General features: G+C 72.8%; 19 protein-coding genes. 9 read left to right on the top strand and 10 right to left on the bottom strand.

Going from position 1 to position 21,416, the window contains the following annotated elements; genetic code table 11:
- Window positions 1-191: 191 nt before the first annotated feature.
- The 3 genes from ACZ6BG_RS29390 (at window position 192) to ACZ6BG_RS29380 (ending at window position 3,183) form a co-directional block, all read left to right on the top strand.
- On the top strand, window positions 192-1,106 hold the full coding sequence (locus ACZ6BG_RS29390) for an RNA polymerase sigma factor SigF (protein ID WP_469006998.1): 915 nt from the start codon (window positions 192-194) through the stop codon (window positions 1,104-1,106).
- 243 nt (window positions 1,107-1,349) lie between these two features.
- Window positions 1,350-2,225, top strand: a complete 876-nt coding sequence (locus ACZ6BG_RS29385) for an RNA polymerase sigma factor SigF (RefSeq protein WP_380843381.1) — start codon at window positions 1,350-1,352, stop codon at window positions 2,223-2,225.
- 85 nt (window positions 2,226-2,310) lie between these two features.
- Window positions 2,311-3,183: a hypothetical protein gene (locus tag ACZ6BG_RS29380; RefSeq protein ID WP_469006995.1), complete on the top strand. Its 873-nt coding sequence runs from the start codon at window positions 2,311-2,313 to the stop codon at window positions 3,181-3,183.
- Window positions 3,184-3,248: 65 nt separating this feature from the next.
- On the opposite strand, the gene ACZ6BG_RS29375 is transcribed toward ACZ6BG_RS29380, so the two are convergent.
- A complete protein-coding gene (locus ACZ6BG_RS29375) occupies window positions 3,249-3,473 on the bottom strand; it encodes a hypothetical protein (RefSeq protein WP_380843375.1) in 225 nt (74 codons plus the stop codon).
- 177 nt (window positions 3,474-3,650) lie between these two features.
- Here ACZ6BG_RS29375 and ACZ6BG_RS29370 point away from each other — a divergent pair, with 177 nt between their 5' ends.
- The 3 genes from ACZ6BG_RS29370 (at window position 3,651) to ACZ6BG_RS29360 (ending at window position 7,710) form a co-directional block, all read left to right on the top strand.
- Entirely contained in the window at window positions 3,651-4,145 is a 495-nt protein-coding gene (locus tag ACZ6BG_RS29370) for a MarR family winged helix-turn-helix transcriptional regulator (RefSeq protein ID WP_469006992.1), read from the top strand.
- Window positions 4,146-4,245: 100 nt separating this feature from the next.
- Window positions 4,246-6,720: an MFS transporter gene (locus ACZ6BG_RS29365; RefSeq protein ID WP_469007215.1), complete on the top strand. Its 2,475-nt coding sequence runs from the start codon at window positions 4,246-4,248 to the stop codon at window positions 6,718-6,720.
- 162 nt (window positions 6,721-6,882) lie between these two features.
- On the top strand, window positions 6,883-7,710 hold the full coding sequence (locus ACZ6BG_RS29360) for a YceI family protein (RefSeq protein ID WP_469006990.1): 828 nt from the start codon (window positions 6,883-6,885) through the stop codon (window positions 7,708-7,710).
- 66 nt (window positions 7,711-7,776) lie between these two features.
- Here ACZ6BG_RS29360 and ACZ6BG_RS29355 read toward each other — a convergent pair whose 3' ends face one another.
- The 9 genes from ACZ6BG_RS29355 to ACZ6BG_RS29315 all read right to left on the bottom strand — a co-directional run bounded on the left by ACZ6BG_RS29355 (window position 7,777) and on the right by ACZ6BG_RS29315 (window position 18,887).
- Complete coding sequence (locus tag ACZ6BG_RS29355; protein ID WP_469006988.1) at window positions 7,777-8,625, bottom strand: TetR/AcrR family transcriptional regulator; 849 nt, start codon at window positions 8,623-8,625, stop codon at window positions 7,777-7,779.
- A 24-nt stretch (window positions 8,626-8,649) separates the two neighbouring features.
- Window positions 8,650-10,227, bottom strand: coding sequence for an MFS transporter (locus tag ACZ6BG_RS29350; RefSeq protein WP_469006986.1), 1,578 nt, complete (start codon window positions 10,225-10,227; stop codon window positions 8,650-8,652).
- A gap of 127 nt (window positions 10,228-10,354) precedes the next feature.
- Window positions 10,355-12,532, bottom strand: a complete 2,178-nt coding sequence (locus ACZ6BG_RS29345; protein ID WP_469006984.1) for an ArnT family glycosyltransferase — start codon at window positions 12,530-12,532, stop codon at window positions 10,355-10,357.
- A complete protein-coding gene (locus tag ACZ6BG_RS29340) occupies window positions 12,529-13,899 on the bottom strand; it encodes a bifunctional glycosyltransferase family 2/GtrA family protein (RefSeq protein WP_469006981.1) in 1,371 nt (456 codons plus the stop codon). The genes ACZ6BG_RS29345 and ACZ6BG_RS29340 overlap by 4 nt, the downstream gene beginning before the upstream one ends.
- A 26-nt stretch (window positions 13,900-13,925) precedes the next feature.
- Entirely contained in the window at window positions 13,926-15,605 is a 1,680-nt protein-coding gene (locus ACZ6BG_RS29335) for a sensor histidine kinase (RefSeq protein WP_469006979.1), read from the bottom strand.
- Window positions 15,602-16,348 carry a response regulator transcription factor gene (locus ACZ6BG_RS29330; protein ID WP_469006977.1) on the bottom strand — a complete coding sequence of 249 codons (747 nt, stop codon included), beginning with the start codon at window positions 16,346-16,348 and terminating at the stop codon, window positions 15,602-15,604. The genes ACZ6BG_RS29335 and ACZ6BG_RS29330 overlap by 4 nt, the downstream gene beginning before the upstream one ends.
- 146 nt (window positions 16,349-16,494) lie before the next feature.
- Window positions 16,495-17,409: an amidohydrolase family protein gene (locus ACZ6BG_RS29325; RefSeq protein ID WP_469006975.1), complete on the bottom strand. Its 915-nt coding sequence runs from the start codon at window positions 17,407-17,409 to the stop codon at window positions 16,495-16,497.
- Window positions 17,396-17,779: an antibiotic biosynthesis monooxygenase family protein gene (locus ACZ6BG_RS29320; RefSeq protein WP_469006971.1), complete on the bottom strand. Its 384-nt coding sequence runs from the start codon at window positions 17,777-17,779 to the stop codon at window positions 17,396-17,398. Before ACZ6BG_RS29320 ends, ACZ6BG_RS29325 begins: the two co-directional genes overlap by 14 nt.
- A 145-nt stretch (window positions 17,780-17,924) precedes the next feature.
- A complete protein-coding gene (locus tag ACZ6BG_RS29315) occupies window positions 17,925-18,887 on the bottom strand; it encodes a DUF2797 domain-containing protein (RefSeq protein WP_469006968.1) in 963 nt (320 codons plus the stop codon).
- Window positions 18,888-18,995: 108 nt separating this feature from the next.
- On the opposite strand from ACZ6BG_RS29315, the gene ACZ6BG_RS29310 reads away from it, so the two are divergent.
- The 3 genes from ACZ6BG_RS29310 to ACZ6BG_RS29300 all read left to right on the top strand — a co-directional run bounded on the left by ACZ6BG_RS29310 (window position 18,996) and on the right by ACZ6BG_RS29300 (window position 21,402).
- A complete protein-coding gene (locus ACZ6BG_RS29310) occupies window positions 18,996-19,574 on the top strand; it encodes a TetR/AcrR family transcriptional regulator (RefSeq protein WP_469006965.1) in 579 nt (192 codons plus the stop codon).
- Window positions 19,575-19,682: 108 nt separating this feature from the next.
- On the top strand, window positions 19,683-20,465 hold the full coding sequence (locus ACZ6BG_RS29305; protein WP_469006962.1) for an oxidoreductase: 783 nt from the start codon (window positions 19,683-19,685) through the stop codon (window positions 20,463-20,465).
- A gap of 106 nt (window positions 20,466-20,571) precedes the next feature.
- Window positions 20,572-21,402: an MOSC domain-containing protein gene (locus ACZ6BG_RS29300; protein WP_469006960.1), complete on the top strand. Its 831-nt coding sequence runs from the start codon at window positions 20,572-20,574 to the stop codon at window positions 21,400-21,402.
- Window positions 21,403-21,416 lie beyond the last annotated feature (14 nt).

Raw genomic sequence — 21,416 nt, 5'->3', positions numbered from 1 at the left:
GGCCCCGCACCGGGAACGGTGCGGGGCCGTTTCGCGTCTTCTGCCCCAACTTGCCCCTCAACACGGCGTTATCAGGTGCTTGCACACAGTGCACATGTCTTGTGATGCTATGACCGCTTTTGACGGATGAGTTGACCGAGGTCGACCGGGCTTGACCGAGCTCGGCCGGACTCGCCGGAGAAGGGGTGGCGTTGACCGTGCCGGCCAGTTCTGCGCCCGAAGCACCGCCCGCACAGGCGCCCGAGACCCCGCCCGCCCGGGCCACGGAGGCGCCGCACGCACGGGCGCCCGAAGCCCCGCCCGCGCAGGCCACGGAGCCGCCGCCCGCGAAGGCGCCGAGCAGCAGGGGCGCCGACACCCGCGCCCTCACCCAGGTGCTCTTCGCCCAGCTCAAGGAGCTGGAGCCGGGCACCGTCGAGCACGCCAGGGTGCGCGGCGCGCTCATCGAGGCCAACCTGCCCCTGGTGCGCTACGCCGCCGCCCGCTTCCGCAGCCGCAACGAGCCGATGGAGGACGTCGTCCAGGTCGGCACCATCGGCCTCATCAACGCCATCGACCGCTTCGACCCCGACCGGGGCGTGCAGTTCCCGACCTTCGCCATGCCCACGGTCGTCGGCGAGATCAAGCGGTACTTCCGCGACAACGTGCGCACCGTCCACGTACCGCGGCGGCTGCACGAGCTGTGGGTGCAGGTCACCGGGGCGACGGAGGACCTGACCACGTCCTTCGGGCGCTCGCCCACGACCGCCGAGATCGCCGAGCGGCTTCGGATCACCGAGGAGGAGGTGCTCTCCTGCATCGAGGCCGGGCGTTCGTACCACGCGACGTCCCTGGAGGCCGCGCAGGAGGGCGACGGGCTGCCAGGGCTGCTCGACCGGCTCGGGTACGAGGACCCGGCCCTGGACGGCGTCGAGCACCGCGACCTGGTCCGGCATCTGCTCGTCCAACTGCCCGAGCGGGAACAGCGGATCCTGCTGCTTCGCTACTACAGCAATCTGACGCAGTCCCAGATCAGCGCCGAATTGGGCGTTTCCCAGATGCATGTGTCGCGACTGTTGGCCAGAAGCTTCGCGCGGCTTCGGTCCGCAAATCGGATCGAGGCGTAACCGTATCGGGTGGAACCGCCTTTCGGCCGTTACCGACGGAGTCGGGGCCGAAAAAGTCTGAGACCCCCTCTTTCCTGCACGGACGTCACCCTCACTTGTCGACAAGTCACTACAGCGTGTTGCCGACATGTGACATTCTGCTGGAACCGCGTTTGCCGGGGCCCCGCCGCCGGTATTCAGGTGGAGGCTGCGTTCCTTCGACGGGGCGCCGGCCGCGACCGTCCGCGACCTCAAGGGGGTGGCATGTCCGCAGACCAGGGCAGCTCGAAGGTGCTCACGCTCACGCTTGAAGACAGTGCGAGCGAATCAGCGCCCGACGCGCTCAAGGGTTCCGAGGCCGTATCCCCGGCCCCGGGAGCCATCGACACCCGCACCCTGTCCCGCTCCCTCTTCCTGCGGCTCGCCGCACTCGACCAGGACAGCCCCGAGCGTGCCTACGTCAGAGACACCCTGATCGAGCTCAACCTCCCCCTGGTGCGGTACGCCGCGGCACGCTTCCGCAGCCGCAACGAACCGATGGAGGACATCGTCCAGGTCGGCACCATCGGCCTGATCAAGGCGATCGACCGGTTCGACTGCGAACGCGGCGTGGAGTTCCCGACGTTCGCGATGCCGACCGTCGTCGGCGAGATCAAGCGCTTCTTCCGGGACACCAGCTGGTCCGTGCGCGTCCCGCGCCGGCTCCAGGAGCTGCGCCTGGCCCTGACGAAGGCCAGCGACGAGCTCGCCCAGCGCCTCGACCGCTCCCCCACGGTGCCCGAACTGGCCGCCGTGCTCGGCGTGTCCGAGGAGGACGTGGTCGACGGCCTCGCCGTCGGCAACGCGTACACCGCATCCTCCCTCGACTCCCCCGCCCCCGAGGACGACGGCGGCGAGGGCTCCCTCGCGGACCGCCTCGGCTACGAGGACACCGCCCTGGAGGGCGTCGAGTACCGCGAGTCCCTCAAGCCCCTCCTCGCCAAACTCCCCCCACGCGAACGCCGCATCATCATGCTGCGCTTCTTCGCGAACATGACGCAGTCCCAGATCGGCGAGGAGGTCGGCATCTCGCAGATGCACGTCTCCCGCCTGCTGACGCGGACGCTGGCACAGCTGCGGGAAGGACTCATCGCGGACTGAGGGGTTCCGTCCAGGATCCGTCGCCGGTGGCGCGGATCCTGTTGACAGGGTTCCTCATTGACGGGGCGTCAGCCACACTGGCGCGATGCTTCGTGGTGCGTGGAGTGGCGGGCGTGGCCGCCGGGGCGCGATGGCGGGTGCCTCGGCGGTCGTGCTGGGGCTTGGCGGGCTGGTCGCCGCGTGTGGAGGTGACGGGCGGGACGGCTATGTGGCCACCGGCGCGGCCGGGGGCGGGCCGGAGACGGGGTCCGGGAAGGGCGTGGGGCCCAGCGGGGACGTGGAGTTCGTGCCGTTGGACGGGAAGCCTTCCGGAGGGCCTTCGGGGAAGGGCGCCGGGGCGGCCGACGGGGGCGGCATGGGCGACGGCGGCCGTGGCGGCGACGGTGGCGGTCGCGGCCAGGGCGGCGGCAGTCGGCCCTCCGGTGAGGGTTCATCCGGTGGCGATTCCCCGGTGGGCAAGTCGCCGGGCGGCAGGGCGGGTTCGGGCTCCTCGGACGCGCCGAGCGGTCCGTCCACCGGTCACGGCGAGGGCAGCGGCGGGGGCGGAGACAGAGGCGACGACGACACCCGCCCCGGCTCCCCGAGCGACGACTCCCCCGCCCCCAGCACTCCCCCGAAGCCCAAGCCGAACCCGAAGCCGAAACCCCCCACCCCCGCCGTCCTCAAAGTCGGCGAGCCCCGGCGCGCGGCCGGGGACAAGCGGTGGTGCGAGGACGTGACGGTCAGCTTCCGCAACACCGGGGGTTCCGCCGTGCGTTCGGGCAGCGTGACGTTCGGTACGCACATCATCGGCGCCCTCGGCGTGGACTGGGGGACCATCGAGTCCACGCGGAAGCTCCCGGCGCCCATCGGGGCCGGGAGAACCGTGAAGAAGACTTGGCCTGTTTGTGTCGACTGGTGGCGCGTTCCGCTCGGCATGCGCGTCGAGACGCGTGACGTCGACGTGGAGTGGAAGTAGCCCGCCGAGGGGCCTCGGACGGGCCTCCGGGCGCGCGCACCCACGTGCGGGCGCGCGCCGGAGCGTTACTTCAGCGCCAGCCAGGCCACCGCGGCCACGATCACGATCGCCGCGACCACGCCCACGATGAGGCCGATGCGCGGGCCCGCCGGGGCCGCCGCCTGCCGCTGCGCGCGGCCGCCCTGGGGCGGCTCGTCGACGAAGGCGCGGAACATCTGAGTGGAGCCCGCCGGGTCGTGCTGGCCCTCGGGGCCCGGGGCGCCCTGCGGTGCATGGGGGTTGTGTGCCATGGGGCAGGACCCTAGCGAATCCCCGCGGCCCGGCCCAACCCCCGCTGACCGGCAGCTTTACCTCCGAGGTCCGAGACCTTTGCCAGCCCTTTAGCCCGTTGGTCCGGTTTTAGTTTGCCTGCGGCAACCAACTGCTTCTATGGTTGCCCTAAGCAACGAAAAGTGAGGGTGGATGCCATGGCCGCACAGCGTGAATACGCGGAACTGGCCCGCCAGCTCAGCGCCATCGGCGCCGTGAAGCGCGGCCTCGGCCGCCGTCTGCCCGCCGACTGCCCGAGCGGCTCCGCCGCCGTGCTCACGCTGCTCAAGGGCCACGGCGAGATGCGGATGAGCCGCCTCGCGGAACTCCTCGCCGTCGACATGTCGGTGACCAGCCGCCATGTCGCGCACGTCGCGGAGCGCGGCTGGATCGACCGGGCCCCGGACCCCGCGGACAAGCGCTCGCGCATCCTGCGGCTCACGCCCGCGGGCGAGGCCAAGTTCGAGGAGCTGTCCGAGCTGTCCATCGCGACCCTCGCCCACTACCTGCACGACTGGTCCGACGCCGACGTCGGCCGTCTCAGCTCGTTGCTCGCCCGCCTGCGTGCGGGATTCGGGGACTGCCGCGCGGCTTCGGCCCGGCTCCCCGGAGCCCCGCACGCGCTCGAGGAAACCACCCGTACACCCGCGTAAGAATCAGGAAAAGGAACCCATGGCAACATCCACACCGTCCGGTGTGCGGGGCAGCCATGCCAAGCACGGAGCGCACGGGCACCCGGACAGCGGCGCCCCGATGACGCACCGGCAGATCATGGAGGCCCTGTCCGGCCTCCTGCTCGGCATGTTCGTCGCGATCCTGTCGTCGACGATCGTCTCCAACGCCCTGCCCGAGATCATCGGTGACCTCGGCGGCGGCCAGTCCGCCTACACCTGGGTCGTCACCGCCGCGCTGCTCTCGATGACGGCGAGCACCCCGCTGTGGGGCAAGCTGTCCGACCTGTTCAGCAAGAAGGCACTCGTCCAGATAGCCCTGGTCATCTATGTCCTCGGCTCGGTCGTCGCCGGTCTGTCGCAGAACGCCGGAATGCTGATCGCCTGCCGCGTGGTGCAGGGCATCGGCGTCGGCGGGCTCTCGGCGCTCGCCCAGATCGTCATGGCCGCGATGATCTCCCCGCGCGAGCGCGGCCGTTACTCCGGCTACCTCGGCGCGACCTTCGCCGTCGCCACCGTCGGCGGCCCGCTGCTCGGCGGCGTCATCACCGACACCTCCTGGCTCGGCTGGCGCTGGTGCTTCTACGTCGGCGTGCCCTTCGCGATCATCGCCCTGATCGTGCTCCAGAAGACCCTGAAGCTGCCCGTCGTGAAGCGGCAGGTCAAGGTCGACTGGGCCGGTGCCTTCTTCATCACCGCCGCCGTCTCGCTGCTCCTGGTCTGGGTGACCTTCGCGGGCTCCGGCTCCGGCAAGAAGTACGACTGGCTGTCGTGGCAGTCGTACACGATGGTCGGCGGCTCGATCGTGCTCGGCCTGCTGTTCCTGCTCGTCGAGTCCAGGGCCAGCGAGCCGATCATCCCGCTGCGCCTCTTCCGCAACCGCACCATCGCCCTCGCCTCCCTCGCCTCGCTGTTCGTCGGCGTCGCGATGTTCGCGGGCACCGTCTTCTTCAGCCAGTACTTCCAGCTGGCGCGCGGCAAGTCGCCGACGATGTCCGGCGTCATGACGATCCCGATGATCGCGGGCCTGTTCGTGTCGTCCACCGTCTCCGGGCAGCTGATCACCAAGACCGGCAAGTGGAAGGCCTGGCTGGTCAGCGGCGGTGTGCTGCTGACCGCCGGTCTGGGGCTCCTCGGCACCATGCGGTACGACACCGCGTACTGGCACATCGCCTGCTACATGGCCCTGATGGGCCTCGGCATCGGCATGATGATGCAGAACCTGGTGCTGTGCACGCAGAACCAGGTCGCGCCCGAGGACATCGGCGCCGCCAGCTCCGTCGTCACCTTCTTCCGGTCCCTCGGCGGCGCCATGGGCGTCTCGGCGCTCGGCGCCGTGATGTCGACGCGCATCACCGACTACGTGAAGGACGGCCTCGCCGACCTCGGCCCGCAGGGCGCGGCCCTCGGCCACGGCGGCACCGGCGGGGGCGGCATCCCGGACCTGGACGCGCTGCCCGGCCCGTTCCGGACCGTGATGGAGAGCGCCTACGGCCACGGCATCGCGGACGTGTTCCTGATCGCCGCGCCCATCGCGTTCCTCGCGTTCGTGGTCACCCTGTTCATCAAGGAGGTGCCGCTGCGCACGGCGGGAGCGCTCGCGCAGGCCGCCGAGTCCGGCGAGACCTCCACCCTGCCCGCGGCGCCCGTCGAGGCCGCGCCGGCCGACGCCGAGCCCGTGCTCGCCTCCGTCGCCGCGCACACCGAGGCCGGACCCGATGCCACCCAGCGGCTCGCCGCCACGGCGTCCGTCGCGGGCTCCGGCGCGGCGCCCGCGCGGGACACCGGCGGGGGCGTGCCGGTACGCGGCTTCGTGCGCGGCGCCGAGAGCGCGCCCGTGCCCCGGGCCGCGGTCACGCTGATCTCCCTCGGCGGGCGGCAGCTCGGCCGGGCGGTCGCCCAGGACGACGGCTCCTACGCCGTGGACGCCCCCGGCGCCGGCTCGTACGTCCTGATCGCCTCCGCCGACGGGTTCCAGCCGCAGGCCTCGACCGTCGTGGTCGGCGCCGAGCCGCTCGCGTACGACCTGCTCCTGAGCGGCACCAGCGGGCTCGGCGGCGTCGTGCGGACCGCCGACGCCAAGCTGCCCGTGGCCGGGGCGATGGTCGTCGTGACCGATGTGCGCGGGGACGTGCTCGCCACCGGGACCTCCGGCGAGCAGGGCGACTTCGCCTTCGCCGAGCTGGTCCCCGGGCCCGTGACCGTCGCCGTGAACGCGGCCGGGCACCGGCCGGTGGCCCTGCCCGTCGAGGTGTCCGCCGTCGGCGTCACCCGCGTCGAGGTCGAACTGCGCTCCGGCGCGCGGGTGCTCGGCACCGTGCGGGCCGCGGGCGGGCCGCTGAACGGCGCGCGCGTCACGCTCGTCGACGCGGCCGGGAACGTCGTGGCCACCGCCACCACCGGGGCGGACGGCGCGTACGCCTTCACCGACCTGGACAGCGGCGAGTACACGGTCATCGCGACCGGCTACCCGCCCGTGGCCACCGGCCTGACGGTCGGTGGCGACGGCGGCCCCGTCGAGGGCCACGACATCGAACTCGCCCACCCGGGCGAGTGACTGACCCCGCCTCGGGGCCGCGCTTTGAGCGGACGCGGCCCCGGGCGGTGCGTAGGGCCCCCGGGACGGTGGCGACGCGACGGTTGGGGACGGCCGGTCGCCACCGCCGGGGGCCGATTGCTTTTCGGACCTCTGCTCGGACCTCTGCAAGGAGCTTGAAACGTGGGACTTAGTGCGCGGATCCGTACTCGGGACGGCTGGGCCGTGCCGCACGCCGTCGTGACCGTCACCGACATGACGGGGACGCAGGTGCTGCGCGCCGAGGTCGACGGCGAGGGCGTGGTGCGGGACGCCACGGAGCTGGCCGCCGGGCCGTACACCGTCATCGTCACCGCCGTCGGGTACGCGCCCGCCGCCGCCACCGCCCTCGTCACCGCGAGCGGGCGCGCCGACGTCGGCCGGATAGTCCTCGGCCGCGCCGGTGGCACCGAGCTGCCGCCGCCCGGGCCCTGGACCATCGACCCCGTCCACTCGTCCGTGGCCGCCGTCGCCCAGCACCTGGGGATCTCCAGCGTGCGCGGGCGGTTCACCGAGTTCTCCGGGCGCGTCGAGATCGCCGAGAACCCCGAGGACTCGGCGAAGTCGCGGGTCGAGGCCGTGATCCGGACCGCGTCCATCGACACGGGCAACGCGATGCGCGACGGGCACCTGAAGTCCGGCGACTTCCTGGACGTCGAGACGTACCCGGAGATCACCTACCGGTCGACCGGACTCGAGCCCGCCGGATCAGACCGCTGGACGGTGCGCGGCGAGCTCGCCATGCACGGCGTCGTACGCCCCGTCGACCTGGACCTGGCCTACCTCGGCACCGGCGCCGACCCGTGGGGCGGCACCCGCGCGGCCTTCCGCGCCACCGCCGAACTGCGCCGCGAGGACTTCGCCATGAACTACAACCAGGTGCTCCAGGCGGGCATCTCGGCGATCGGCACGACGCTCAAGGTGGAGCTGGACATCCAGGCGGTGCAGGGGGAGAGCCTGCCGCAGGTGTAGGCGGGGCCGGGCAGGTCGAGGGTGCCGCGGAGGGCGTCGACGCCCCGGAGCGGTGGGGTCCGGTGGCTACCGGGGGCTTTCCTCCTCGGGGACCCCGGCAGGGGCGCCCCCGGCGGCGCCCCGCTCGCCGTCCCCGGCGAGGACGGCCGGGTCCAGCATCGACTCGATGCCCGCGATCATCAGGTCGAGGGCGACCGTGAAGTCCCGGGCCCACATCTCGGAGACGGTGCCCTCACCGCGGGACGCCATGAGTTCCGCGGCGGACCGCACGGCCTCGTTGGTGGCGAGTTCCTCGTTCACCGTGCCGACGGCGTCCCTGAAGTACTCGTCCTGGGTCATGCCCGCGGCCGCGACCCGGGCGCGGAAGTGCCCCTCGATGGTCCCGAAGCCGTACACGAACTGGAACACCGCGGCGATCGCCCCGTTCTGACGGTAGGGCGTGAGCCCGGTGTTCCGCACGGCCCGCTGGATGGCGAGGGAGAACGCCAGCCAGTTCGGCCCGATGTTCAGGAACTCGCCGATCAGCGGCGACACCCAGGGGTGGCGGACCAGCAGGTCCCGGTATCCGGCGGCCAGTTCACGCAGTTGCTCGCGCCACGCGTCGGGCACGGCCTCGGTGTCGGGAAGGCGCACCTCCTCGGCCACCCGGTCGAGCGCGAGCTCCAGCAGGTCGTCCTTGGTGTCCACGTACCAGTACACGGACATCGCGGTGACGTTCAGCTCGGTGGCGAGGCGGCGCATCGAGAACTTGGCGAGCCCCTCGGCGTCCAGGAGCCGGACGGTGGCCTCGGTGATGCGGTCCCGGTCGAGTCCGCTCGGCTGGGCGCCCTTGCGGCTCGTGCCGCGCGGCGCCTTGCCCTCCAGCCAGACGCTCGTGCGGGCCGCTCGCTTCGCGCGGTCGGCTGCCTTCGTCATGGCGCACCTTCCTGGTACCGGTGATCAGACATCGTGCTGTGCTGTGCCCTGCCGCGCGGCCGGGGCCGCCTGCTGCACAGAGTCTGCCCTCTCCGCCCGCCACAGCAACGCCGCCGCCAGGGCGCCGCCGAGGAACAGGGCCACCGCGCCGACCAGCTGGCTGGTCTCAAGGCCCGAGGAGAACGCGTCCGCGATCCGGTCCCGCTCCCCCGCCGAGTCCGCCGCCGCCATCGCCGCGGGGAACGACGCCGCCGACACCGCGACCAGCGCCGAGAAGCGGGAGCTGAGGACCGCGCCGAGCACCGCCACGCCGAGGCCGTTGCCGAACTCCGCGAGGGTGCCGTTGATGCCCGCGCCCACCCCGGCCTTCTCCGGCGGGATGGCGCTCATGATGGCGTTGGCCATCGCGGGCATCGCGAACGAGATGCCCGCGCCCATCAGGACCAGGCCGACCAGCATGCCCGAGTAGTCGTGCCCGCCGAACGACGCGACCACGGCGAGGCCGCCCGCCAGCGTGGTCATGCCGGTCAGGATCGTCAGCGGCGTGCCCAGCCTGGCGTGCACCTTCGCGCCGACGCCGACCAGGTTCAGGAGCACCACGGTCGCGGCGAGCGGCGCCGTGCGCAGCCCCGCCTCCAGCGGCTCGTACCCGAGGACGAACTGGAGGTGCTGGGTGAGCAGGAACAGCGAGCCGCCGAGGCCGAAGGCCACGAGGACCGCGCCCATCACCGCGCCGATGAAGCGCTTGTTCTGGAAGAAGTGCATGTCCAGCATCGGGTACGGGGCCCGCAGCTCCCAGAGCGCGAAGGCGCCGAGGACCACGACGCCGACTCCGGCCGCGACCAGGACCTGCCCGGACGTCCAGCCGTGCTCGGGGCCCGAGATGATCGCGTACACCACCGACGCCATGCCGATGGTGGAGAGCAGCGCGCCGAGCAGGTCGGGGCGGTCGCCCTGGCCGGGGGTCTGGGGGTGTCCCCCAGAAGGCACAGCCTTGGACTCGGGCACCATCCGCACCACCGCGACCACGCCGATCAGCGCCACCGGGATGTTGATCAGGAAGATCGAGCCCCACCAGAAGTGGTTCAGCATGAACCCGCCGAGCAGCGGGCCCGCCGCGAACCCGAGGGAGTTGACGGTCGCCCAGAGCCCGATCGCCTTGACCCGCTCGGCGTCGTCGAAGAGCTGCACCACGACCGCGAGGGTCGTCGTCATCAGCAGCGCGCCGCCTATGCCCATCCCGGCGCGCGCCGCGATCAGCTGCGCGGAGGTCTGGGACAGGCCCGCGACGAGCGAGCCGATGCCGAACAGGACCAGGCCCGCGGTCAGCAGCTTCTTGCGGCCGTAGCGGTCGGCCGCGCTGCCCGCGGTGAGCAGCAGGCCCGACTGCACGAGCGAGTACGCGTTGATCATCCACTGGATGTCGGCCGACGACGCGTCCAGCTCGCTGGTGAGCGAGGGGATCGCGACGCTCAGGACCGTGTTGTCGAGCAGCACGGTGAGCTGGGCGAGGCAGATGACGCCCAGGATCAGCCAGCGCTGCGGGTGGCGGTCGCCGTGCCCGACGACCGCTTCGGGGTTGTCGGCGGTGGTGGCCGTCATCTGGGCTCCTTCTCTTCTACGGTGTACGTCAATGGGTCGACGTACACCGTAGAGGAAGCGCCATACGCTGTACAACAGGCTTATGGCAGGGGCTCGGATCCGGCGGGACTCGGGGCGGGCGGAGCCGTCAGCTCTTGGGCTTGGTCAGGTCGTAGAACGTGGCGTCGCCCGCGGTGACCTTGGTGAAGTTCTTCGTGACCCAGGTGGAGATCTGGGCGGCGGCGCCTTGGCCGCTGTCCGTGGCGCCGCCTCCCCTGCCGCCGCCCATGCCGCCTCCGGCGATGAAGTAGTGGATCCGGCCGTCGGCCACATGGCTCTTGAACTGGGCGAGGGTGGGGGACGGGTCGCTGCCGTTGAAGCCGCCGACGGCCATCACCGGGTCGCCGGTGGCGAGTTGGCGGCTCGCCGCGTTCTGCGAGCCGATCGCTGCGGCGGCCCAGGTGTAGTCGCTGGCGTTCGCTTCCAGGAGGCGCTTCTCTTCGGCGCCGACTTGGGCGCCGTTGAGGAGGCCGCCCATGCCTCCGCCGCCCATGCCGCCGCGTTGGCCGCGCGGTTGGTTGTTCTGCTGGGGTCGGCCTTGGCCCTGCGGTCCGGGGGGCTGGCCCTGGGGGTTCTGCTGCCCCTGGGCCTGCCCCTGCTGCCCCGGAGGCCGACCCCCGCCGTCCCCGCCGGGACCACCAGGCCCGCCGGGCCCACCACCGCCCGGCCCGCCCGGCCCACCAGGCCCGCCCATCCGCCCCGCCCCCGCGGGCCCCGCCGCCACGATCGACCCGGTGTGCGGGCTGTCCACCGTGGACAGCGTGTACGCCACCGGACCGGCGAGCGACGCCGCGAGGCCGAGCCCGACGGCCGTGAGGGCGAGCCGCCGTCCGAGCCGGGCGGCGAGCGGCAGCCCCGCCGCGCCCGCGAGCCCCGCGGCCAACACGGCCCAGCGCAGCCACGGCACGTGGTCCGGCGTACGGCCGAGGAGTTCGTACCCCCACCAAGCCGTCACCGCGACCGCCCCGCCGAGCACCGCGACCGCCCACGCCCTGGCGCGCTCCTCCCACAGCACGGTCGCGCCCATGCCGACGAGCGCCGCGACGTAGGGGGCGAGGGCCACCGTGTAGTACTGGTGGAAGATCCCGGCCATGAAGCTGAAGACGGCCGCGGTCATCAGGAGCGAGCCGCCCCACGCCACGAACGCGGCCCGCGCGGTGTCCGTCCTGCGCGCCCGCCACGTCACGATCAGGCCCGCGACCAGCAGGATCAGCGCGGCCGGAAGGAGCCAGGAGATCTGGCCGCCCACCTCGGAGTCGAACATCCGGCCGAGGCCCCTCTCGCCCCAGCGGCCCCCGCCGCCGGGCCCGCCGCCCCCGCCGACGCTGCCGGTCTCCTCGCCGTTGATGCGGCCGAGGCCGTTGTAGCCGAAGGTCAGCTCCAGGAAGGAGTTGTGCTGGGAGCCGCCGACGTACGGGCGCGACGACGCGGGCCACAGCTCGACGATCGCGACCCACCAGCCGCCCGCGACGACCATCGCGAGCCCCGACAGGGAGAGTTGACCGAGCCGCTTGGGCAGCCGCACGGGCGCGCACACCGCGTACAGGACCGCGAGCGGCGGCAGGATCAGGAACGCCTGCAGGGTCTTGGCGAGGAACGCGAGGCCGACGGCGACGCCCGCCCACACCAGCCACTTGGTGCGCCCGTGCTCCAGGGCGCGCAGGACGCAGTAGACGGTGACGGTCATCAGGAACGCGAGCAGCGCGTCGGGATTGTTGAAGCGGAACATCAGCGCGGCGACCGGGGTGAGCGCGAGGACCGCGCCCGCGATCAGCCCGGCGGCGGCACTGAAGCGGCGGCGCACTGCGGCGTACAGGACCGCGACCGTGGCCACGCCCATCAGCGCCTGCGGCAGCAGGATCGCCCAGGAGCTCAGGCCGAGGAGCCGCACGGACAGGGCCATCGGCCAGAGCGCGGCCGGGGGCTTGTCGACCGTGATCGCGTTGCCCGCGTCCAGCGAGCCGAAGAACAGCGCCTTCCAGCTCTGGCCGCCCGCCTGCGCGGCGGCGGAGTAGAAGGAGTTGGCGTAGCCGGACGCGCCGAGGTCGTAGACGTAGAGGACGGCCGTGGCCAGGAGCAGGCCGAGGAAGGCGGGGCGCACCCAGCGCGCGTCCTCGGCGCGCCCGCGCCACAGGCGCGCGAGGAGCCCGGCCGGGCGCCCCTGACGCGCCCCTTCAGGGAGCACCACGGGGGCGCCCGCGGGTGCCGCAAGTGCTCCGGGTACCCCAGGTGCCCCAGGCACCCGGGGTGAGTTGACCGTGGTCATCGGGGGTTCCTCATCTCGTACGTGGCGGAAGGCGCCGGCTCCGTACGGCGGTCCGGGAACACCCAGGTCCGCAGGAGCAGGAAGCGCAGGACCGTCGCCGCGAGGTTGGCGACGACGAGGACGGCGAGCTCCGTGCCGTGCGCGGGGTGCGCGGACGCGGCGTCGAGTGCCGCGAGGGAACCACTGGTCAGGGCGAGGCCCACGGCGAAGACCACCAGTCCCTGCGCCTGGTGGCGGACCGCGCGGGCCCGGCCGCGCACGCCGAAGGTGAGGCGGCGGTTGGCCGCGGTGTTGGCGACGGCGGACACGAGGAGGGCCAGCGCGTTGGCGGCCTGCGCCCCCGTGAACGTACGGAAGCCGGAGTAGAGCAGCAGATAGAAGAGCGTGGAGAAGGCGCCCACCGCGCAGAAGCCGACGAGCTGGCGGGCGAGTCCGCCGGGGACACCGGGGAGCCGGCGGTCGCGCGGGTCGTCCCCGAAGGGGCGCGCGAGCCGGTCGAGGGGGAGCGCGCCGACGGCGAGCGCCCGGCCCACACGCCAGACGCCCTTCAGGTCGTCGGCCGCCGTCCTGACGATGTGGACGCTCGATTCCGGGTCGTCGACCCAGTCGACGGGCACCTCGTGGATGCGCAGGCCCGCACGCTCGGCGAGCACCAGCATCTCCGTGTCGAAGAACCACCCGGTGTCCTCGACCAGCGGCAGCAACTCCCGCGCCACGTCCGCACGGATCGCCTTGAACCCGCACTGCGCGTCGGAGAACCGGGCGTGCAGCGAGCCGCGCAGGATCAGGTTGTACGTCCGCGAGACGAACTCCCGCTTCGGGCCGCGCACGACCCGCGAGCCGCTGGCGAGCCGGGAGCCGATCGCCAGGTCGGAGTGCCCGGAGATCAGCGGCGCGACCAGCGGAAGCAGCGCGTTGAGGTCCGTGGACAGGTCCACGTCCATGTACGCGAGCACGGGCGCGTCCGACGACGCCCAGACGGCGCGCAGCGCACGCCCGCGCCCCTTCTCCTCCAGGCGCACGTACCGCACGTCGGGGAGCCGCGCCGCGAGCCCGGCCCCCACCTGCGGGGTGCTGTCCGTGGAGGCGTTGTCGGCGATCGTGACGCGGAAGCGGTACGGGAAGGTCCGCGCGAGGTGTTCGCACAGCCCGCGCACCGACGGCGGCAGGTCCTTCTCCTCGTTGTGGACGGGGATGACGATGTCGAGGACGGGGGCCGTCGGTACGTCGCGTACTTCGTGTACGTCGTGTACGCCGTGTACGTCGTCTCGGACGCTGTGCGCGGGCAGGTGCGCCCGCGTCGGCAGCGTGCCCGACGGCCCCTTGGCAGCGGTGCCCGATGGCCCTTTTGCAGAGTCGGTTGGCATGCGTCCGACGCTCGCCAACCGCTCTGTCAGGGCAGTGTGCTGAGGCTGTGGCCCGTCTGTGAGTACGAGGGCCGCTCCCGGTACGCGGGCAGGTGGACGGTGAACACCGTGCTGCCGGGCTCGCTGGTCACCGTCACGTCGCCGTCGTGCGCGGCCACGACGGCCTGCACGATGGCGAGGCCGAGGCCCGTCGAGCCGTGGGCGCGCGAGCGCGAGGAGTCGCCGCGGGCGAACCGTTCGAAGACGTGCGGGAGCAGGCCGGGCGGGATGCCGGGCCCGTCGTCGGCGACGTCGACGCGCACCCGGGGCCCCTCGTGGCGCACGCGCGCGGTGACGGTGGTGCCCGGCGGGGTGTGGGCGCGGGCGTTGCCGAGGAGGTTCACCAGGACCTGCTGGACGCGGGCCGGGTCGGCGAGGACGAGCGCGGGGTCGGGGGGCAGGTCGAGGCGCCAGGTGTGGCCGGGGCCCGCGGCGCGGGCGTCGCTGAGGACGTCTACGAGCAGGGGGGAGAGGTCGGTGGGTTCACGGGTGAGGGGACCTTGGCCGTTGCCTGGGCCTGGGATCGCCTGGCCCGGCCTACCGCTGCCGCGGTCCGCCTCGCCGCCGGGGCCTCCGCCCCGGTCCACGTCCAGGCGGGCGAGCAGCAGCAGGTCCTCGACCAGGCCGGTCATCCGGGTGGCCTCGGACTCGATGCGGCCGAGGGCGTGCCGGGTGTCGGGGCCGGTCTCCTCCCGTCCCCTGCGGGTCAGTTCGGCGTACCCGCGGATGGAGGCGAGCGGGGTGCGCAGCTCATGGCTGGCGTCGGCGACGAACCGGCGCACCCGGGTCTCGCTGCGCTGGCGTGCGTGCAGCGCCGAGTGGACGTGGTCGAGCATGCGGTTGAGCGCGGCGCCGACCTGGCCGACCTCGGTGCGGGCGTCGGCCTCGGCGTCGGGGACGCGTTCGTGCAGGGCCACTTCGCCGCTGTGCAGGGGGAGTTCGGAGACGCGGGTCGCGGTGGCGGCGACGCGGCGCAGCGGGCGCAGGGCCACGCCGACCATCGCGGCGCCCGCGAGCGAGGCCGCGACCAGGCCGGCGGCGGTGACGCTGACCTCGGTGACGACGAGCGTGTTGAGGGTGTTGGTGACCTTGGCGGTGGGCAGCCCGACCAGGTAGTCGCCGAAGCGGCCGGTGGCGTACTCGACGCGGTACTCGCCGAGTCCGGGTACGTCCACGGTGTGCGGCTCGCCGTCACGGGCCACGCCGGCGAGGGCGTCGAGCTGGGCGGCGTCGAGGGACTTGGCGATGGACTCGGGGGAGCTGCTCGACACGTCGGGCTCGGTGCTGACGGCGCCCTCGGTGAGGGTGCCGTCCTCGCCGACGACGGCGCCCACGGTGCCGACCTCCTGCGGGCCCTTGGCGACGAACCGCAGCGGCCCGCCCCCGCCGGGCCCCTCGTCGCGGTGCTCCGGCAGTTTCCCGGCCTCCTCCGGCGGCCCGGCCGCACGCATCGAGACCTGCCGGAGGGCGCCGTCCACCTGCTCGTACAGATGCGACCGCAGCGCGATCGCCGTGACCGTGCCGATCACCGCGCACACGACGGCGATCAGCGCGACGGCGGAGACGACGAGGCGGGTGCGGAGGGTGCGGGGCTTGCGAGTCCTGCGGGGGCGCGAGGGGGCGGGCTTGCGGGGGCGCGGGGTGCGCGAGCCGTGCGGGAGCTTCACGCCGCCAGGACGGCGGGCTTGATCAGGTATCCGGCGCCCCGCCGCGTGTGGATCATCGGCTCCCGCCCGGCGTCGATCTTCCGGCGCAGATACGAGATGTACAGCTCGACGACGTTGGCCTGCCCCCCGAAGTCGTAGCTCCACACCCGGTCGAGGATCTGCGCCTTGCTGAGCACGCGCCGCGGATTGCGCATGAGGTAACGGAGCAGCTCGAACTCGGTGGCGGTGAGGTGGATGGAGTCGCCGCCGCGCGTCACCTCGTGGCTGTCCTCGTCGAGGGTGAGGTCGCCGACGGCGAGCACGGACTCGCTGCGCCGCCCGGCCGCGCAGGAGCGCCGGATGAGCCCGCGCAGCCGCGCGACGACCTCTTCGAGGCTGAACGGCTTGGTCACGTAGTCGTCGCCGCCCGCGGTGAGTCCGGCGATGCGGTCCTCGACGGCGTCCTTGGCGGTCAGGAACAGCACGGGCACGTCCGGCAGTTCGCGGCGCAGCCGTCCGAGCACGGCCAGGCCGTCCATGTCCGGCAGCATCATGTCGAGCACGACGGCGTCCGGCCGGAAGCTCCGCGCGGCCCGCACCGCGCCCGCGCCGTCGTCCGCGCTGCGGATCTCCCAGCCCTCGTACCGCAGCGCCATCGAGAGCAGCTCGGTGAGCGACACCTCGTCATCCACGACGAGTACGCGGACGGGGCTCCCGTCCGGCCTGAGCAGTTCGGTACGCCCCTGGGGCGAGGTCGTGGTCATGGCCTCAGCGTGGACGGCGGCCGTGAGAGGGGGCTTTCGGCAACCTGTGAATTCCCTGAGAAAACGCGGCGCAGGGCCGGACGCACCCGGGCCGGGACGCACCCGGGCCGGGGCTCACCCGGGCCCGGCCTCACCCCCGCCCGGCCTCACCCGAGCCCGAACAGCCGCGCCCCGTTCCCGTGGCACACCGCCCGCAGCCAGTCGTCGCCGAGCCCGAGCCCCTCCAGCGCTTCGAGCTGGTGGACGTACCCGTACGGGATGTTGGGGAAGTCCGTCCCGAGCAGGATCCGCCCACCGAGCCCCAGCTCCGCGAGCCGCCCGAGCTCCCCGCGCGGGAACGGCGTCGTCGCCTCGCTGAAGTCCGTGAACGCCATCGTCGTGTCGAGCCGCACCTCCCCGTACCGCTCGGCCAGGTCCATGAAGTCCGCGTACTCCGGCATCCCCATGTGCGCCACCACCAGCGGCAGCCGCGGATGCCGCGCCAGCAGCCGCGCCACCGGCTCGGGCCCGGTGTGCTTGCCGGGCGCCGGGCCCGAGCCGCAGTGCATCACCACCGGGATCCCGGCCTCCGCGAGCAGCCCCCACGCCGGGTCGAGCAGCGCGTCGTTCGGGTCGTACGCCCCCACCTGCACATGCGACTTGAACACCCGTGCCCCGGCCTCGACGGCCTCGCGCACATACCGCCCGGCCTCCGGCTCCGGGAACAGCGTCGCCGTGTGCAGGCAGTCCGGCGTCCGCGCGGCGAACTCCACGGCCCAGCCGTTGAGCCACTCCGCCATGCCCGCCTTGTGCGGGTACAGCATCGACGTGAACGCCCGCACCCCGAACCCGCGCAGCACCGCGAGCCGCCGCTCCTCGTCGTGCCGGTACACGATCGGCCACTTCACGCCCGTGAGCGGCCCGACCGCGTCGAAGTAGTCCCACACCTTGCTGAGGACCCGCTCCGGCATGAAGTGCGTGTGTACGTCGACGAGTCCCGGAAGCCCGAGCCGCTCCCAGAACGCGGTGACCCGCTCGGCCTCGTCCACCCCCTCCCTGTCCAAGGCGTCACCCAACCCCATAGCTCCGCTCGACCTTGGCCACGTGCACGGCGTAGCCCTCGTACCACTCCTTGCGGCCCCGCGCCCGCGCCTCGCGGTGCTCCGGGTCGTCGCGCCAGGCCGCGATGGCCTCCTCGTCGCGGAAGTAGGCGACGGTGATGCCGAACCCGTCCGACGACCGCGCCGAGTCCACCCCGAGGAACCCCGGCACGGAGGCCACCAGCTCGTCCATGCGGTCGGCGGTCGCGTCGTAGCCGTTGTCCCCCTGGGTGCGCAGGGACGTGAAGACGACGGCGTAGTAAGGCGGTTCGAAGGGAGGGGTGGGGCGGGCGGGCTGGACGGGTCTGTTGCCCCCGGTGGCGGCAGCAGCACCAAGCTCTTGATCACTCATGACACCCACAGTCCGCTGTGCGCCGAGCCCCTGTCCACCCTCGGGCCCCGTTATTGCCGAACGGGCGGCAGGACTTTGCCTTCCGGTCCACGAAGCGGCCCACGGAGCCCCACCACAGCCCTGCGGCAGGCCCCACCACGAGCCCTCAGAACAACCCGCCCTGCACCACGGGTATCCCCCGCACCAGAACCGTCACCCCCGACCACCCCGAATCCCCGGAGCCCTCCGGCCCCCGCTCCCCCTCCACCCCCACGAGCTGCCACCCACTCATCAACCGACTGTCGATCACCAACACCCGCCCACGACCCCCCGAATCCGCCCCCACTCCCACACCCGCCCCCACATCCACGTGCAGGTCGGGCCCGGCCGCGGCGACCAGTTCCCCCACCACGACCCCACCGTCGACCAACTCGTCCACGACCCGCCCCTCCCCGCCGAGCCCTTCGCCCCCGAGCGCGTCAAGCCCGAACACCCCACCGTGGTCCACGACTCCGCACGGCAACCGCTCCAACGACTCGGGCCACCCTCCGAGCGCCACCGCCTTCCGATGCACCTCCTCCACTTCCCCCGCCCGCTCCGCGACTCCGGGCAGCCGCGCCCGCAGGGCCCGCTTGCGCTCGTACGGAATCCGGTCGGGCACGCCGAGCGCGGTCCGCAGCAGCTCCTCCGTCCGCCGCGCGGCCATCAACGGCCCACGCCCGAGCCAGGTGTAGGCCACGGCCCCCTGTTCCAGCAGCCGCGCGCCGCCCCGCGCGACCCCCGTGATGCCCACCTTGACCAGGCCGGGACCGAACCACGCCACGTACACGTGGTAGGGCCGCGGGTCGTCGGCGAACGTGTCCGCCGCGACCGAGTGCGCCCGGTCGACGCGCGCGCACTCCTCGCACTGCGCCCGCGTGACCCGCCCCGCCACCGCCGCGCCCACCGGACAGGCCGTCCACCGCCCGCCCCGCCACACCCCGAGGCAGCGCCGCCCGCCCCGCGCCCGGAAGGCCACCGGGCCCCCGAACACCAGTTGACTCGTCCGCGCGCCGCGCCCCGGCGCGTACCACCCGAGGACGGGCCCGTCACCGACCCGCCACCGCACCCCCGTGCACCACCACGTCATGCGAAAAGCATGCAGCACCCCACTGACAACGCCCCTGACCAGCGCGAACACACCCGCCCACCATTGATACTTGACCTCCAAGTACACAATCTTGCTATGCTGCTCCGCATGGGACGGCCGAAGCAGTTCGATCCGGAGACCGCCGTGGAACAGGCGATGCAGGTCTTCTGGCGCAAGGGGTACGGCGCGACGACGCCGCAGGACCTCGTCGACGCCCTCGGCATCGGCAAGGGCAGCCTGTACCACGCCTTCGGCAGCAAGCACTCCCTGTTCCAACTGTCCCTGCGGCACTACCGGGACACCCAGGCACAGGAGCTCATCGACCTGCTCCAGGGCGACGAGCCCGTCAAGGAGCGGCTGCGCAAGGGACTTGAGCTCCTGGTGGAGATGGACCTCGCGGACCCGGACCGGCGCGGCTGCATGGCAGTGAACGCGGCGGCCGAGCTCGCGGGCACCGACGCCGAGGCCACCGACCTGGTCCGCGGCATGTTCGCCCACACGGAGGGCGCCTTCCAGGCACTGATCGAAGAGGGCAAGCGGTCCGGCGAGTTCGCACGGGACCGCGACGCGGCGGACATCGGCAGCCTGATCCTGAACACGGTCGTCGGCCTGCGCCTGACCGCGCGGGTCGCGGACGGCCCGGACGGCATGCGCCGCACGATACGGGCGGTCCTGGACCTCCTCTGACCGACGCGCACCCCCACGCCTCCCACAACCCCCGCAGCCCACGTGCCAAGCGGACGGATCACCCCTGCCCACATTCTGTACCCACAGGTCAACAAAGGAGCCCGCACCATGGACCTGAACCTCACCGGCAAGACCGCGGTCGTCACGGGCGCGAGCCGCGGCATCGGCCTCGCCACCGTCCACGCGCTGATCGCCGAGGGTGTCCGCGTCGTCGGCGCCGCCCGCACCCTCACCCCCGAGCTGAAGGACTCCGGCGCCCTGCCGTACGCGGCCGACCTCGGCACCCCCGAGGGCCCGGCAGCCCTCATCGAGTACGCGCGGACGCAGCTCGACGGCATCGACTTCCTGGTCAACAACGTCGGCGCCGGCGACGACGTGAACATAGGCGGCTTCCTCACCACGGACGACGCCCACTGGCACGCGAACCTGGACCTCAACCTCTTCAGCGCGATCCGCGCCAGCCGGGCCGCGCTGCCGGGCCTGGTCGAGCGGCGGGGCGCGATCGTGAACGTCTCCTCGGTCAACTCCCGTGTCCCGAGCGCGGGTCCGATCGCCTACAGCACCGCCAAGGCGGCCCTGACGGCCTTCGGCAAGGCGCTCTCCGAGGAGTTCGGCCCACAGGGGGTGCGGGTGAACACCGTGTCGCCGGGTGTCGTGCGGACCGCGATCTGGGAGGACCCGAACGGCTTCGGCGGCAAGGTGGCGGCCGCGGCGGGCGTCGACCACGAGCGGTTCGTCGAGCAGATACCGCAGGCCTTCGGGATCGCGTCGGGCCGGATCACGGAACCGGGCGAGGTCGCGGCCCTGATCGTGTTCCTGCTCTCGGACGCGGTGGGCAACATCACGGGCGCGGACCACATCATCGACGGCGGAACGATCAAGTCCGCCTGACCCGGGGCCACGTACGGCATTCTCGGACCGGTCCCCTACGTTGCCCAAGAGCACCGTCCGCACCGTGACCCGAAAAACCCGAAAGACCCGAAAGAAGGGACGAAGCATGGCTGTCGTCGCCGAGCTGTCGTACTACCCCGTGAAGGGCTGCGCCGGGACATCGGCGAGCGAGGCCGTCCTGACACCGACGGGCCTCGCGCACGACCGCAGCTTCATGGTCGTCAGCGAGGAGGGGGTGTACCGAACACAGCGGCGGGACCCGAGGCTTGCCCTGATCCGCCCCGCCGTCGACGCGGACGGCACCCGACTGACGCTCCGGGCGCCGGGCCACGACGACGTCCGGGTGGACGTCGACACGACCGGCCCGCGCCGGGACGTGGACCTGTTCGGGGCCGCGTACACGGGCATCGACCAGGGGGACACCGCGGCGGCGTGGCTGTCGGACTTCCTGGGCGCCGCGAGCCGACTCGTCCGCGTACCTCCGGAGCACCACCGCGAGACCGACGGCCTGACCCCGGGCACCTCGGGCTACGCCGACAGCAGCGCCCTGCACCTCATCTCCCGCTCCACCTGGGACCTGTTGAACGAGAAGCTCGGCGAGCGGGGCGCCGAGCGCCTGCCCATGGACCGCTTCCGCCCCAACGTCGTCGTCGCGGGCTGGGACGAGCCGCACACCGAGGACCGCGCCCACCACCTCACGATCGGCACCGCCGAACTCGGCTACACCAAACCGGCCATACGCTGCGCCGTCACCCTCGTCGACCAGGACGCGGGCCGCCGCGCGGGCCCGGAGCCCCTGCGCACCCTCGCCTCGTACCGCCGCGCTCCCCAGGGCGGAGTGGCCCTCGGCACGAAGTACGCGGTCCTGAACCCCGGCAAGATCTCCGTCGGCGACGAGGTGACGGTGGGCAGGTGGGCCGACCCTGAGGTCCCCTAGCCGGGAAGCCCTCC

Source organism: Streptomyces sp. NPDC041205, from assembly GCF_055591765.1.
This window is presented reverse-complemented; position numbering and strand designations above follow the sequence as displayed.